Origin of the sequence: Enterobacter sp. AN-K1 (assembly GCF_020971765.1) — a bacterium.
Classification (GTDB): domain Bacteria; phylum Pseudomonadota; class Gammaproteobacteria; order Enterobacterales; family Enterobacteriaceae; genus Enterobacter; species Enterobacter hormaechei_C.
Map to the genome: position 1 here is coordinate 1109321 of NZ_CP087390.1, position 13782 is coordinate 1123102.

At 54.8% G+C, this 13782-nt stretch carries 13 protein-coding genes and 1 other RNA gene; 11 read left to right on the plus strand and 3 right to left on the minus strand.

Annotated elements, in window-relative coordinates; translation table 11 throughout:
* Positions 1-45: 45 nt before the first annotated feature.
* The 3 genes from nadK (at position 46) to bamE (ending at position 3148) form a co-directional block, all read left to right on the plus strand.
* Entirely contained in the window at positions 46-924 is an 879-nt protein-coding gene (gene nadK / locus LOC22_RS05365) for an NAD(+) kinase (RefSeq protein WP_230239411.1), read from the plus strand.
* An 85-nt stretch (positions 925-1009) separates the two neighbouring features.
* Positions 1010-2671 (plus strand): DNA repair protein RecN, encoded by a 1662-nt coding sequence (gene recN / locus LOC22_RS05370; RefSeq protein ID WP_015571579.1) that lies wholly within the window; start codon positions 1010-1012, stop codon positions 2669-2671.
* A gap of 138 nt (positions 2672-2809) precedes the next feature.
* Positions 2810-3148: an outer membrane protein assembly factor BamE gene (bamE, locus tag LOC22_RS05375; RefSeq protein ID WP_003863121.1), complete on the plus strand. Its 339-nt coding sequence runs from the start codon at positions 2810-2812 to the stop codon at positions 3146-3148.
* A gap of 108 nt (positions 3149-3256) precedes the next feature.
* On the opposite strand, the gene LOC22_RS05380 is transcribed toward bamE, so the two are convergent.
* Both LOC22_RS05380 and LOC22_RS05385 read right to left on the minus strand, forming a co-directional pair.
* A complete protein-coding gene (locus LOC22_RS05380) occupies positions 3257-3544 on the minus strand; it encodes an RnfH family protein (RefSeq protein ID WP_017383006.1) in 288 nt (95 codons plus the stop codon).
* Positions 3534-3971, minus strand: a complete 438-nt coding sequence (locus tag LOC22_RS05385; RefSeq protein WP_003863117.1) for a type II toxin-antitoxin system RatA family toxin — start codon at positions 3969-3971, stop codon at positions 3534-3536. Before LOC22_RS05385 ends, LOC22_RS05380 begins: the two co-directional genes overlap by 11 nt.
* Before the next feature lie 156 nt (positions 3972-4127).
* On the opposite strand from LOC22_RS05385, the gene smpB reads away from it, so the two are divergent.
* From smpB to LOC22_RS05425, 8 genes are all read left to right on the plus strand, one after another.
* Positions 4128-4610, plus strand: coding sequence for an SsrA-binding protein SmpB (gene smpB, locus LOC22_RS05390; RefSeq protein WP_003863115.1), 483 nt, complete (start codon positions 4128-4130; stop codon positions 4608-4610).
* Between the two features lie 89 nt (positions 4611-4699).
* Positions 4700-5063, plus strand: a transfer-messenger RNA (tmRNA) gene (ssrA, locus tag LOC22_RS05395).
* Positions 5064-5489: 426 nt separating this feature from the next.
* A complete protein-coding gene (gene rbsK, locus LOC22_RS05400) occupies positions 5490-6728 on the plus strand; it encodes a ribokinase (RefSeq protein ID WP_032649197.1) in 1239 nt (412 codons plus the stop codon).
* A 121-nt stretch (positions 6729-6849) separates the two neighbouring features.
* Entirely contained in the window at positions 6850-7773 is a 924-nt protein-coding gene (locus tag LOC22_RS05405) for an ABC transporter permease (protein WP_223230137.1), read from the plus strand.
* Positions 7773-8672: a carbohydrate ABC transporter permease gene (locus tag LOC22_RS05410; RefSeq protein WP_017692842.1), complete on the plus strand. Its 900-nt coding sequence runs from the start codon at positions 7773-7775 to the stop codon at positions 8670-8672. The genes LOC22_RS05405 and LOC22_RS05410 overlap by 1 nt, the downstream gene beginning before the upstream one ends.
* Positions 8673-8686: 14 nt before the next feature.
* Complete coding sequence (locus tag LOC22_RS05415) at positions 8687-10087, plus strand: extracellular solute-binding protein (RefSeq protein ID WP_040118006.1); 1401 nt, start codon at positions 8687-8689, stop codon at positions 10085-10087.
* Complete coding sequence (locus LOC22_RS05420) at positions 10084-11295, plus strand: ADP-ribosylglycohydrolase family protein (protein WP_033487530.1); 1212 nt, start codon at positions 10084-10086, stop codon at positions 11293-11295. The genes LOC22_RS05415 and LOC22_RS05420 overlap by 4 nt, the downstream gene beginning before the upstream one ends.
* Position 11296: 1 nt before the next feature.
* Complete coding sequence (locus tag LOC22_RS05425; RefSeq protein WP_045349524.1) at positions 11297-12352, plus strand: ABC transporter ATP-binding protein; 1056 nt, start codon at positions 11297-11299, stop codon at positions 12350-12352.
* A 72-nt stretch (positions 12353-12424) separates the two neighbouring features.
* Here LOC22_RS05425 and LOC22_RS05430 read toward each other — a convergent pair whose 3' ends face one another.
* On the minus strand, positions 12425-13732 hold the full coding sequence (locus LOC22_RS05430; protein WP_090280244.1) for an amidase: 1308 nt from the start codon (positions 13730-13732) through the stop codon (positions 12425-12427).
* Between the last annotated feature and the right edge of the window lie 50 nt (positions 13733-13782).

The following is a 13782-nucleotide window of genomic DNA, read 5'->3' on the forward strand; positions in this document are numbered from 1 at the left end:
CAAGGCAGATTGTCATCATTCATCAGGCACAAGGACCTCCAGAAAATGAATAATCATTTCAGGTGTATTGGGATCGTCGGCCATCCGCGTCACCCTACCGCATTGACGACACATGAAATGTTGTATCGCTGGCTGTGTGGTAAAGGCTATGAAGTGATGGTCGAGCAGCAGATCGCCCAGGAGTTGCAGCTTAAAAGCGTCAGAACCGGCACGCTGGCGGAAATTGGCCAGCAGACGGATCTCGCCGTGGTGGTCGGTGGCGACGGCAATATGCTGGGCGCGGCGCGAACGCTGGCTCGCTATGATATTAAGGTTATTGGTATTAACCGTGGCAATCTCGGTTTCCTGACCGACCTCGACCCGGACAATGCGCAGCAGCAGCTGGCGGACGTGCTGGAAGGCCACTATATCAGTGAAAAACGGTTTTTACTGGAAGCCCAGGTGTGTCAGCAAGACTGCCAGAAGCGCATCAGCACCGCCATTAACGAGGTGGTTCTCCATCCCGGTAAAGTGGCGCACATGATCGAGTTCGAAGTCTATATCGACGAAATATTCGCTTTCTCGCAGCGTTCTGACGGGCTGATTATTTCAACCCCGACGGGGTCAACTGCCTACTCGCTTTCAGCCGGAGGCCCAATCCTGACGCCATCGCTGGATGCCATTACTCTGGTGCCGATGTTCCCGCATACGCTCTCGGCGCGTCCGCTGGTGATCAACGGCGACAGTACCATCCGCCTGCGTTTTTCCCATCGCCGTAACGACCTGGAGATCAGCTGCGACAGCCAGATTGCGCTCCCCATTCAGGAAGGTGAAGATGTCCTCATTCGCCGCTGCGATTACCATCTGAACCTGATTCACCCGAAAGATTACAGCTATTTCAACACATTAAGCTCCAAGCTCGGCTGGTCAAAAAAATTGTTCTGATTTTGCATCCAGCACTTTACTGTATATAAAACCAGTTTATACTGTATACAAACACAGTTATGGTTTTTCATACAGGAAAACAATTATGCTGGCACAACTGACCATCAGCAACTTTGCCATTGTTCGTGAGCTTGAGATCGACTTCCATAGCGGAATGACGGCGATTACCGGTGAAACCGGTGCAGGTAAATCCATTGCCATTGATGCCCTCGGCTTGTGCCTCGGCGGTCGTGCTGAGGGGGATATGGTGCGCACAGGCGCCGCCCGTGCCGATCTCTGCGCCCGCTTCTCGTTGAAAGACACACCTGCCGCCCTGCGCTGGCTGGAAGCGAACCAGCTCGAAGACGGACGTGAGTGTTTACTTCGCCGCGTCATCAGCAGCGATGGCCGCTCCCGCGGTTTTATCAATGGTACAGCGGTTCCCCTTTCCCAGCTTCGCGAGCTGGGCCAGCTGCTCATCCAGATCCATGGTCAGCATGCGCACCAGCAGTTAATCAAACCCGAACAACAGAAAGCCCTGCTTGATGGCTACGCAGGTGAGTACGCGCTTACTCAACTCATGGCGGAGCACTATCGTCAGTGGCATCAAAGCTGCCGCGAACTTGCGCAGCATCAGCAGCAAAGCCAGGAGCGTACCGCACGCGCCGAGCTGCTGGAATATCAGCTGAAAGAGCTGAACGAATTTAACCCGCAGGCGGGTGAATTTGAGCAAATCGACGAAGAGTACAAGCGTCTGGCCAACAGCGGTCAGCTGCTTTCCACCAGCCAGACTGCCCTTAACATGCTGGCGGATGGCGAAGACGTGAATTTGCAGAGCCAGCTGTATAACGTGCGTCAGCTTGTGACCGAACTGACCGGCATGGACAATAAGCTTTCTGGCGTACTGGAAATGCTGGAAGAAGCCGCGATTCAGATTTCAGAAGCCGGGGATGAACTGCGCCACTACTGTGAACGTCTGGATCTCGACCCGAACCGTCTGTTCGAACTTGAGCAACGCATCTCCCGTCAGATTTCACTGGCGCGTAAGCATCACGTAACCCCGGAAGAGCTGCCGAATTACTATCAGTCTCTGCTGGAGGAACAGCAGCAGCTGGACGATCAGGCCGATTCCCTTGAAACCTTGTCTCTGGCGGTTAATCTGCATCATCAGCAGGCGCTGGAAACGGCGAAACGGCTGCATGACGTGCGGCAACACTATGCGCTGGAGCTTAGCCAGCACATTACCGACAGCATGCATACGCTGGCGATGCCGCATGGGGTGTTCACCATAGATGTTCGCTTTGAAGAGAATCACCTGACGGCGGAAGGCGCAGACCGCGTAGAATTCCGCGTCACCACCAACCCGGGCCAGCCTTTGCAGGCGATTTCGAAAGTGGCTTCCGGCGGTGAACTGTCGCGTATCGCCCTGGCCATTCAGGTGATTACCGCCCGTAAAATGGAAACCCCGGCGTTGATTTTCGATGAAGTGGATGTGGGGATCAGCGGCCCGACCGCGGCCGTTGTCGGCAAACTGCTGCGTCAGTTAGGTGAATCGACGCAGGTCATGTGTGTGACTCACCTGCCGCAGGTCGCCGGTTGTGGTCATCACCACTTTATCGTCAGCAAGGAAACCGATGGCGAAATGACGGAAACGCACATGAAGCCGCTGGATAAACGCTCACGCTTGCAGGAGCTGGCACGCCTGCTCGGCGGCAGTGAAGTCACCCGCAATACGCTTGCGAATGCGAAAGAACTGCTGGCGGCATAAACTTTTTCGGGATCTCAGGGTCATACAGAACAACAAAAACGCCGCCAGACCGGTTTCAAAGTGGGGCAAGGTCTATTATCATCGGCATATTACATATGAGCCGCGTACTGCTCGGGCCCGAAAAGGAATCAAATCACTATGCGCTGTAAAACGCTGACCGCTGCCGCAGCGGTTCTTCTGATGTTGACCGCAGGCTGTTCCACTCTGGAGAAAGTGGTTTACCGTCCTGACATCAACCAGGGGAACTACCTTACCCCTAACGATGTGTCCAAAATCCGCGTGGGTATGACACAACAGCAGGTCGCTTATGCCCTGGGAACCCCGATGATGTCCGATCCGTTCGGCACAAACACCTGGTTCTATGTATTCCGCCAGCAGCCTGGTCATGAAGATGTGACCCAGCAAACCCTGACGCTGACCTTCAGCAGTGCCGGCGTGCTGACCAACATCGACAACAAGCCTGCCCTGACCAAATAATCAGGCGTCAGCAACGCAAAAAGGTGCTCATTGAGCACCTTTTTTGTATCTGAATTCTTACGCAGAATCGTAGCCCCGGTAAGCGAAGCGCCACCGGGGGAGAAAGCGCTACTTACCCGATTTCTCCGCTCGCTGACGGCGCAGCTCTTTCGGATCAGCAATCAGCGGGCGATAAATCTCAACCCGATCGCCATCCTTCAGCGCATCAGCAAGCTTAACCGGACGGCTATAAATGCCGACTTTATTCTTCGCCAGGTCAATATCACGGCGAAGTTCAAGGATGCCGGAGGCCCGGATAGCCGCCTCAACGGTGGCGCCCTCTTCAAGCATTACGCGCTGCAAATACTGCTTCTCTGGCAGCGCATACACTACCTCAACAGCAATCTTATGCGACACTGTAAACCTCTTTGGCGCGCGTGGTGAACGCCTGAACCATATTCGAGGCCAGCTCTTTAAAGATACGGCCAAACGCCAGTTCGATCAGCTTATTGGTAAATTCAAAATCCAGATGAAACTCAATGCGGCAGGCGTCAGCGCTCAGCGGCGTAAACTTCCACCCCCCCATCAGTTTTTTAAACGGACCATCCACCAGATGCATCAAAATACTCTGATTGCTCGTCAGGGTATTGCGCGTGGTGAACGTTTTGCTGATCCCCGCTTTGGAGACATCCACGGCCGCAGTCATCTGCGTCGGGCCGGATTCCAGCACCCGGCTACCGGTGCATCCCGGAATAAATTCCGGATACGACTGAACGTCGTTCACTAACTGATACATTTGTTCCGCGCTGTAGGGAACAAGCGCGGTACGGCTAATCTGAGGCATAGCATTTTCCATGGTCACACAACAGACAAATAATAACATTTATCACCTGTTAAAAAAACGCTAAGCCTTATCTCGTGCTAAGATAGCGCGTTAGACCTCACAGGACGCAATGAGGTGACTTTTTAAAATCAGATTACCGACGGCTTTACGACACTTATGACGAAGAAAAAAGCACATAAACCTGGTTCGGCGACCATTGCGCTTAACAAGCGTGCTCGCCACGAGTATTTCATCGAAGAAGAATTCGAGGCCGGCCTTGCGTTGCAGGGCTGGGAAGTAAAATCGCTGCGTGCCGGGAAAGCCAATATCGGCGACAGCTACGTGATCCTGAAAGACGGTGAGGCCTTCCTGTTCGGCGCGAACTTTACGCCGCTGACCGTCGCCTCTTCACATTACGTCTGCGATCCTACCCGCACCCGTAAGCTGCTGCTGAACAAGCGCGAACTGGAATCCCTCTACGGACGCATCAACCGCGAAGGCTTCACCGTGGTGGCGCTCTCTTTGTACTGGAAAAATGCCTGGTGCAAAGTGAAAATCGGCGTGGCGAAAGGTAAGAAACAGCACGACAAACGTACTGACCTGAAAGCACGCGAGTGGCAGCTCGACAAAGCACGTATCATGAAAAACGCAGGACGTTGATTCTGCGCACTTATTGTACTATTCAATAAGTTAGCGTTTCGGGCTGGTGTCGAAGAAGTAAAATCTGGTATACTGAGTTCAACACTATTGGGGCTGATTCTGGATTCGACGGGATTTGCGAAACCCAAGGTGCATGCCGAGGGGCGGTTTGCCTCGTTAAAAGCCGCAAAAAAATAGTCGCAAACGACGAAAACTACGCTTTAGCAGCTTAATAACCTGCTAAGAGCCCTCTCTCCCTAGCTTCCGCTCTTAAGACGGGGATCAAAGAGAGGTCAAACCCAAAAGAGATCGCGTGGAAACCCTGCCTGGGGTTGAAGCGTTAAAACTAATCAGGCTAGTTCGTCAGTGGCGTGTTTGTCCGCAGCTGGCGTGCGAATGTAAAGACAAACTAAGCATGTAGTACCGAGGATGTAGAAATTTCGGACGCGGGTTCAACTCCCGCCAGCTCCACCAAAATTCTCCATCGGTGATTACCAGAGTCATCCGATGAAGTCCTGAAAGCCCGCACGGCGCAAGCCCTGCGGGCTTTTTTGTGTCTGTCGTTCTCCGAGCCATTCGACTTAGTCCGGCGATTATCGCTATACGTTCAGGTATTCCGGTTCATGCCGGATCAGCCACAGCCCCCCAGACCTACACCAATGTTCTGCGTGCTAAAGCGCCCGAGAAAAATCTAACGTTGCGTCATGGCCCGTGCCATCGTTGAAATCCCCGCACTGCATATCAAAGCCCACCCCCTTTCCCGCAATCAACATAAACCATTGATATTAAATATTTATCACCTCATTTATTTCCGTTTCCTTTTGTTTTGTCGAACGATCTGTGAACAACACCAAAACATTAACAACAAGGAAACAATAATATAACTACAGAGGTGACCTTATGCTCAATAAAGAACGGCATTATGCAATTTTGACCTGGCTTAACAGGTACGAACGGGCGACGGTGAATCAGCTTGCGAAAGTATTTAACGTCACCAGGGAAACGATTCGCAGCGACCTGAACTTATTAGCGCAGGAAGGCGGCATTGAGCGATGCCACGGTGGGGCAATTATCAAACGCCGTATTTTTCATACCCAATCAGTCAATAATTTAGATAGCAATATCATTCATTTTTTTGACTCCGCGCAGTCAAGAAAAACGATCAAATCCCGACATAAAGGGCGAAAGATGAAAGGTAAAGTCTGTATTCTGGGTTCATTCAACGTTGATATTATTGCTAATGTCGATCGTTTTCCGCAAAGCGGAGAATCTATTTTCTCCGAAAATACGATTATTGGACCCGGCGGCAAAGGCGCAAATCAGGCGCTGGCCGTAAGCAAATGCAATGTTAAAACCCATTTTGTCGGTAAGGTGGGTAACGATCAGTTTAGTCAGATGGCCTTTGAACATCTTTCATCTTCTGCTATCGACAGCTTCACGCTTTATCAGGATAAGGATCAGAAAACCGGCACCGCGCTTATTTATGTTTGTCAAAGCGATGGTGAAAATATGATTGCCATCAGCCCTGGGGCCAACCGGTCCATTACAGCCGATGAAGTTGAAGCAATTACCCCTGAAGTGAAAAACGCAGATATTTTTTTAACCCAGCTGGAAAATAATCTACCCGCTACCTTTCGGGCCATTGAAATTGCCCGCCGTAACGGGATTAAGGTGGTTTTGAACCCTGCCCCCTGGTCATCTGATGTGGTTAGCTGCCTGAAGAACGTGGACTTTCTGACCCCAAACGAGACTGAGGCCTCATTGCTGTCCGGCATTCATATCGTAGACCTTGCCAGCGCGAAGGAAGCCGCCAGAGCCATTAAAGCGAAAGGGGTAGGTCACGTCATCATCACCATGGGAGCGAAAGGCGCGCTTATTTATGACGGTGAGCAATTTATTCATATCCCGGCGCTGAAAGCCGTATGTGTGGATACCACCGGTGCTGGCGATGCCTTCAACGGCGCATTCGCCGCCGCGATGGCGAAAGGGGAATCCATTATTCAGGCAGCAAAATTTGCCTGTGCTTTCGCGTCTTTGGCCGTCGAAAAAGAAGGCGCATCAAATATGCCTGAATATAAAGATGTCCTGACCCGCCTCGCGCAATATAACGATAAAAACATTCTCACCGAGAAAATTTAACGCACGCATATTTCTGCATACACAGATTATATTCACGACAACCATTTCAGTAATGGGAGTATGTCCGATGAAAGCCCTGACAGAATCTAAACCCGGCGGCGCGATACCGCAGGTAAATAACATGCCTCACCAGCAAACACTATCCCGCATGGCACGTTGCCGCCAGACGTTACGCCGGTGGTGGCCGTTCTACGTGATGGCCCTGCCTGGGGTTATCTATTTTTTTATCTGGCACTATTTACCCATTTGGGAAACCAAAATTGCGTTTGAGCAGTACCGTATTATCCCGCCGAATATCTGGGTCGGGATGCAGTATTTTGCCACGCTGATGTCATCCCCTGTTTTCTGGCAGGTGATACAGAACACCGTGATTATCGGCGCAATGAAGCTGATTTTTATTTTTCCGGTTCCCATTATCGTGGCGCTCTTGCTCAATGAAGTGCGCTCATCCGGTTACCGTAAATTTGTCCAGTCGGTGATTTATCTGCCGCACTATCTCTCCTGGGTAGTGATCGCCAGCATCGCGATTGCCACGCTCTCGCCGGTTGATGGCGCGGTTAACGACATCATTAAATCGATGGGCTACGATCCGATCCCCTTTATGACCGACAGCGGCTCTATCCGCTGGGTACTGGTGTTCACTGAAATGTGGCGCAGCGCGGGCTGGGACTCATTACTTTACATCGCGGCGATCCTCGCCATCGATCCACAGCTGTATGAAGCGGCAGAAATGGATGGTGCCGGGCGCTGGCGCAAAATCTGGCACATCACCCTGCCCGCTATCACCCCGACCATCGCCACGCTGTTTATCCTCAACGTCGGGCTGTTCCTGAGCCAGGGTTTTGATCAGGTCTTCAACATGACCAACGACGTGGTGAACGGTCAGATAGACATCATCGACACCTACGTCTACCGCATGGGCCTGCGCACCGGGGAGTTCTCGCTGGCGACCGCCGCAGGGTTATTCAAAGGCGTGATCGGCATGGTCCTTATCGTGCTGGCACATAACGTTTCAAAACGCCTGACGGGTAAAGGAGTCTGGTAATGCGCATCTCATCACGAAGCACCCCTTTTGAGCGCATCGAATACGTGCTCATTCTCTCGGTACTGATGCTGCTGGTTGTCGTGACGCTACAACCGATCCTCAACCTGGTGGCGATATCTTTCTCCAGCCCGGCAAACGTGCCTGGCATGAGCGGCCTGGAGATTATTCCGCAGGGCTTTTCGCTGGACGTCTGGAAGCTGCTGCTGACCAACGAAGCCGTGCTGCGCGGGTTTGGCAATGCGATGCTGATTACCGTGGTGGGCACCATCATCAACGTGGTTTTCACCGTGCTGCTGGCCTGGGCGCTGGCGCAAAAACGCCTGCCGGGACGCCGCTGGCTGTTTATGTTTGTCCTGTTCACCATCGTCTTTGAGCCGGGCATCATCCCCGATTTTCTGGTGATGAAAAAGCTGGGGCTACTGAACAGCTACTGGTCCGTCATCCTGTATCGCGCCGTCTTCGCCTGGTACCTGATTATTCTGGTTCGCCTGTTCGAAGAGATTCCGGAGGAGCTGCTGGAAGCCGCCGAACTCGATGGCGCGAACCCGTTCCAGACGCTGTGGTACGTCATTATGCCGGTCGCCAAATCGTCCATTGCCATGATCACGTTATTTTACATGGTGCTGCACTGGAACGAGTTTTTCCGCGCCATGGTGTACCTCAACGACCCGGACAAATGGCCGTTGCAGGTGGTGCTGCGTCAGTTTGTCGTCGAGGGCGATAAGCTGGCGATGGTAGGCGTCGAAAGCATGTCGAACTACACCGATGCCAGCCAGATCAGCATCAAGGCGCTGAAAGCCGGGATGATCACCTTAACCATCGCCCCGCTGATTGCCATCTACCCGATTATTTTGCGCTTCTTCACCAAAGGGACCATGTCCGGCGCGGTGAAGGGTTAACAGGAGCGATGACGATGAAATTATTCACAGCAATCGCCTGCGGCCTGCTGTTATGCCAGGCCGCCTGGGCCGAGCCGGTCACTATCCGGATTGTGGAAAAAGATCTGCTGACCACCAACCGCGAAGATGTCGCGCATATTCAGCGAATCGAGCAGGCGCTGGCACGCCAGGGACACGATATCCACATTGAGATCGTCAACCTGTCGTCTTCCGGCTACTCCGACGTGCTGAACGTGATGCTGCTCTCCGGCACCATCCCTGATCTGATCTATTTCAACGGCAGCGACCAGAAGATGGTCGAACAGGGCATTCTTGAAGACTGGCGTCCGTGGATTGCGCAAACCCGCTATCTGAAAGAGGCGTTGTGGCCGCACAACCAGCTTCGCCTGCAAAACCATCCGACCCTGCTGTATGTCTTTCCCCTGCGCGCGCGCCAGCCGGTGATCCGTGAGGACTGGTTACAGAAGAGCGGATTCAGCGCATCACCCAAAACGCTGGCGGAGTACGTCACGCTGTTCAATGCGATCCACGCCGGTGACTACAACGGCGACGGTAAGACGGATAGCTGGGGGATCACCTCCGAGAAAGACCTGCGCGATCTCGACGGTTTTATGAACCCGGCGTTTGGCATTCACGCCACCTGGCTCAAGGACGATCAGGGCAAGCTGATCAACGCCCAGATAAGCCCGCAGGAGCGGAGCAAGCTGGAGTTCTACCATTCGCTGTATCAGAAAGGATTGCTCTCCTCCCAGTACATCACCACCAACTGGGAGCTAAAAGAGGATGAGTTTTATACCGGCAAGGTTGGCGTGGTATCCGTCTCATCGCCGGGCAACGTCGGCGTGTACCAGGAAAAGATGCGCCAGATCCATCCTGACGCCACCCTCACCCTGCTCGACCCACCCGAAGGCCCGGCAGGTAAAGGGCTGGCGGCGACAGATGTTTCCATGGAAACGCGCGGCTTTGCCATGTCCTCGCTCTCGAAACATAAAAAGGAAGTGATGATCCTGCTCGATTTTCTGGCAAGCCCGGAAGGGCAAATGATGGAGCAGATGGGCTTCGAGAACACGCACTACGTTCGTAAGGGCAACACGATAAACGTGACGCCAAAAATTAATGCCTGGTATCCGCGGTTTATCCAGGCCGCCAACTGGAAGCCGCCGGTGGAGTGGCGGACGCCTGCGATGCTGCGCTATATCGACAATTCACAACGTTATTTTACGGCGGATAACGCCTTTATCTTCCCGGCGTCGTTTGCCGCCGCCATCGACTCAACCAGCAGTATTTATAACCAGTGGGCGTACCAGTTTGTCTCTGGCAAAGCGTCATTTGATCAGTGGGATCAGTATGTCAGCGCCTGGAAAGCCGCAGGTGGAAACGCCATGACCGAATATGCAGAGGAAAAATTAAAATGACCGTTACTCAAGCCGCTGATTTATCGTTCACGTCCCGCATTCTGGGCATGCTGTATGGCGTGGCGTTCGGTGATGCCTTAGGCGGACCGGTTGAGAAACTCTCCGCCCGGCAAATCGCGGAGAAATATGGCCGCGTCACCTCCATCCACCAGCGCTGGCACCGGATGGACGAGCCGTCCGCACGGCGCAACAACCGCGTACGCGGCAACGGTATCATCACCGACGATACGCTGATGACGCTCTGCCTGATGGAGGTTTACAGCGAGCTGGGCCGTCACGTTGATGCGTGGGATATGGGGGAGTCTTTTGTGCGGAAGATTGCCTGGGAACCGCGCTGGGTGCCGGAACTGGATCGGGAAGCGCTGGTTATTGAGCGCCTGTTTTATCCGGAAAAATGGATCTTCCATCGTCTGCAACTGGCCGCCTGCGATCCGCGCCAGGGCGGCGTGGGCAATATGGTGAACTGCGGCGCAGCCATGTATGCCGCCCCCATCGGAGCTATTAATGCCTGCAACCCTGAGGCAGCTTACCAGGAAGCCATTAATTTCACCCAGGGGCATCAGCAGAGCTATGGGCTGGAGGCCGCCGGGGTCTTCGCCGCCTGCGTTGCAGCGGCATTTATTCCTGGCATCACCATTGAGGCTATCACCAACATCGCATTGAAACTGGCTAAAGACGGCACCCGCCAGGCCATCGCGGCAACGCTTGAGGTCGCGCATCGCTACCGTGGAACCGCATGGGATTATCAACAGGTCGTTGACGCTCTGCACGATGCGCTTTTGCCCTTCTCACCGATGGGAGATGACCTGATGCACGGCCCGGAAAAAGCGGGCGTCCCGACCATGGCCTACCAGCCCTCGCGCCTGATGTCGATTGAGGAACTGCCAATGGCGCTGGCCTTCTGCCTGCTGCGCGAAGGCGAGTTTCGCGGCGCGGTGGAAGACGCCATCAATTCAGGCCGTGATACCGACTCTATCGGGGTGATGAGTGGCGCGATTTTAGGCGCGCTGCACGGGGAAGCCATTGTCGAACCTGAGGTGCTGGCGGGTATTGATAGCGCCAACCGCCTGGATCTGCGTACGGCCGCGCTGCGCTTCAGCGAATCAGCACAAAGCATTATCCAGCAGGATCTCGCTGCGGCGGCGCTTTACCGCCAGCACGTCATGCCATTATTGCAGCCAGGCCACACCGCCGGGCGAGGAGAGTAACATGAGCCAAATCGTTTTAAATAATCTCGGCAAATCCTACGGCAACGTCAGCATCATTAAAGGGATCTCGCTGAGCATTCACGAAGGCGAATTTATTGTGCTGGTCGGCCCGTCCGGGTGTGGGAAATCCACCCTGCTGCGCATGATTGCGGGTCTGGAAGACATCACCTCCGGTGAACTGCTGATGCACGGGGAGGTGGTCAACACTCTGCCCGCCAAAAAACGCGATATCGCCATGGTGTTCCAGAGCTATGCGCTCTATCCACACATGAAGGTGCGGGACAACATGAGTTTTGCCCTGAAGCTTGCCAGCGTCTCAAAAGCGGAACGGATGGCGCGCGTGGAAGAGGCAGCGGAAATCCTCGGCCTGACGCATCTGCTCGATCGCCTCCCGCGGGATCTTTCCGGCGGCCAGCGTCAGCGCGTGGCGATGGGACGCGCGCTGGTGCGTGACCCGAAGGCCTTTTTGTTTGATGAACCGCTCTCCAACCTGGACGCCAAACTGCGCCATAAAATGCGCGGCGAAATCCGTAAGATCCACCAGCGGATGGGTCGCACCACCATCTACGTCACGCACGATCAGACGGAAGCGATGACCATGGCGGACAGGATTGTGGTGCTGAATGCCGGACATATTGAGCAGGTCGGCACCCCGGAAGAGCTGTACCGTAACCCGGATAACCTGTTTGTCGCGGGCTTTATCGGCACGCCGGAAATTAACACCCTTAAAGGCGTGATTCAGCACGGCGAGATTGTGCTCAACAACGGCTACCGCTTCCCCTGCCCCCTCCGCTCACATATTGAAGGGATGGAGATCATCTGCGCCACCCGACCGCACTATATCCGGATCGGCGAGTCAGGGATGCCAGCGGAAATCGTGCTGATAGAGATGACCGGGGAAGGCCAGGAGATCCGGGTGCGTATCAACGATCAGGAACTGATCGTGGTGTCCCATGAAAAGCTGGATATCAACGTGGGTCAGAAGGTCTTCCTCACCGTAGACGCGGAAAAAATGTTCTTGTTTGATGCCCAGACCGGCAAGCGTTTGCGGTCATAACATGCTGGCTCAATCCATCCTGTGAACGCATTAAAGCCCGCATGGTGCAAGCCCTGCGGGTTTTTTATATCTTCATTTACTGTGCAATGCCCCCTCACACGCCAGCGCCAGCGTCATCAGCATCGTCTCATCCTCCTGCGCCGATAACATCTCCATCCCCACCGGCAGCCCGATACGGCTTACGCCACAGGGCAACGTAATGGCAGGCAGGCCGCTGATGGCGGCCAGTTCCGGCGCGCAGCCTGGCGGCATCTTCGCCATACTTTCTGGTAATCGTTGTACGGTGGGATACACAAATCCGTCGATGCGCTGCACCTCCGCTACCTGGCAAAGGTTCTGCCGCAACAGGCGCTGAAAGCGACGCCCCGCCAGCCAGAGAGGGGTTTTCAGCGTGTTACTCGCCAGCATCTGACGTAGAAACGGCGCAAACTCTGGCAGGAAAGCGCCGGAGTCCACAATGCATGTCAGGCCGGAGGGAGCGCCTGGCTGTTTGCTAAGCCAGTCGTCAATCGCCACGCGAAATTCATACAGACTGAGGCAGGTGGCCTGCCTCACCTCTTCAAGGAAGGGGAGTGAAACCTCCACCAGCGTCGCTCCGGCACGGCGCAACGTGTGCAGCGCCGACTGCCAGACCTCCAGCTGTACCTCATCCTCTCCGTGTAACGCGGTCACCACGCCAAAGCGAACGCCTTTCAGCGAACGCACAGGAAGCGCAACCGGCGGCAGGCCATGGATCACCGCATGCAGCAAGGCGGCATCTTCAACGCTATGTACCATTGGCCCAACGGTATCTTTGCTGGGCGAGAGCGGCGCCACGCCGTCCAGCTGTGAACGGCGAAAGGCAGGTCGTAGCCCCACCAGCCCGGTATAGCTACAGGGAATGCGGATAGAGCCGCCGGTATCGGTACCCAATGCGCCATCCGCCATTCCAGCCGCCACCGCCGCGGCGCATCCTCCGCTGGAACCTCCGGCGGTGAGTGTCGGGCAAAGTGGATTCGCCACATCGCCCCCCAGCGAGCTTCGCGAGCGCACATCGAACGCGAACTCGGACATATTGGCCCTGGCAAGAATAATCGCCCCCGCTCTGCGCAATCGCTGCACGACCCGTGCATCCGCTGTCGCGTTAAGTGAGGCCAGCGCACGGCAGCCAAGGGTGATCGGCATCGGCGCGCAGGCAATATTATCTTTGACGATCAGCGGCACGCCGTGCAGGGGGCCGATCGGCTCTCCACGCCGACGCTGCTGCTGATGCTGTTCCGCCTGAGACATGGCGTCAGGGTTAACCCCGAGGATCGCGTTGAGCGCCCGGTGCTGCTGTATGACGTCGAGACGGCGGGCAATTTCCTCCGGACAGTCGTCTGGCGGTATCAGGCGCTTCATAGTCTCAGGCTCCCCGTGCTGAAAACCGGGCAGAAGGCTGCCCGGGATAC

Bases quoted from the DNA above. Each gene is read 5' to 3' on its own strand.
- nadK (WP_230239411.1), top strand. From the start codon at position 46: ATGAATAATCATTTCAGGTGTATTGGGATCGTCGGCCATCCGCGTCAC.
- recN (WP_015571579.1), top strand. From the start codon at position 1,010: ATGCTGGCACAACTGACCATCAGCAACTTTGCCATTGTTCGTGAGCTT.
- bamE (WP_003863121.1), top strand. From the start codon at position 2,810: ATGCGCTGTAAAACGCTGACCGCTGCCGCAGCGGTTCTTCTGATGTTG.
- LOC22_RS05385 (WP_003863117.1), bottom strand. From the start codon at position 3,971: ATGCCTCAGATTAGCCGTACCGCGCTTGTTCCCTACAGCGCGGAACAA.
- smpB (WP_003863115.1), top strand. From the start codon at position 4,128: ATGACGAAGAAAAAAGCACATAAACCTGGTTCGGCGACCATTGCGCTT.
- rbsK (WP_032649197.1), top strand. From the start codon at position 5,490: ATGCTCAATAAAGAACGGCATTATGCAATTTTGACCTGGCTTAACAGG.
- LOC22_RS05405 (WP_223230137.1), top strand. From the start codon at position 6,850: ATGCCTCACCAGCAAACACTATCCCGCATGGCACGTTGCCGCCAGACG.
- LOC22_RS05410 (WP_017692842.1), top strand. From the start codon at position 7,773: ATGCGCATCTCATCACGAAGCACCCCTTTTGAGCGCATCGAATACGTG.
- LOC22_RS05415 (WP_040118006.1), top strand. From the start codon at position 8,687: ATGAAATTATTCACAGCAATCGCCTGCGGCCTGCTGTTATGCCAGGCC.
- LOC22_RS05420 (WP_033487530.1), top strand. From the start codon at position 10,084: ATGACCGTTACTCAAGCCGCTGATTTATCGTTCACGTCCCGCATTCTG.
- LOC22_RS05425 (WP_045349524.1), top strand. From the start codon at position 11,297: ATGAGCCAAATCGTTTTAAATAATCTCGGCAAATCCTACGGCAACGTC.
- LOC22_RS05430 (WP_090280244.1), bottom strand. From the start codon at position 13,732: ATGAAGCGCCTGATACCGCCAGACGACTGTCCGGAGGAAATTGCCCGC.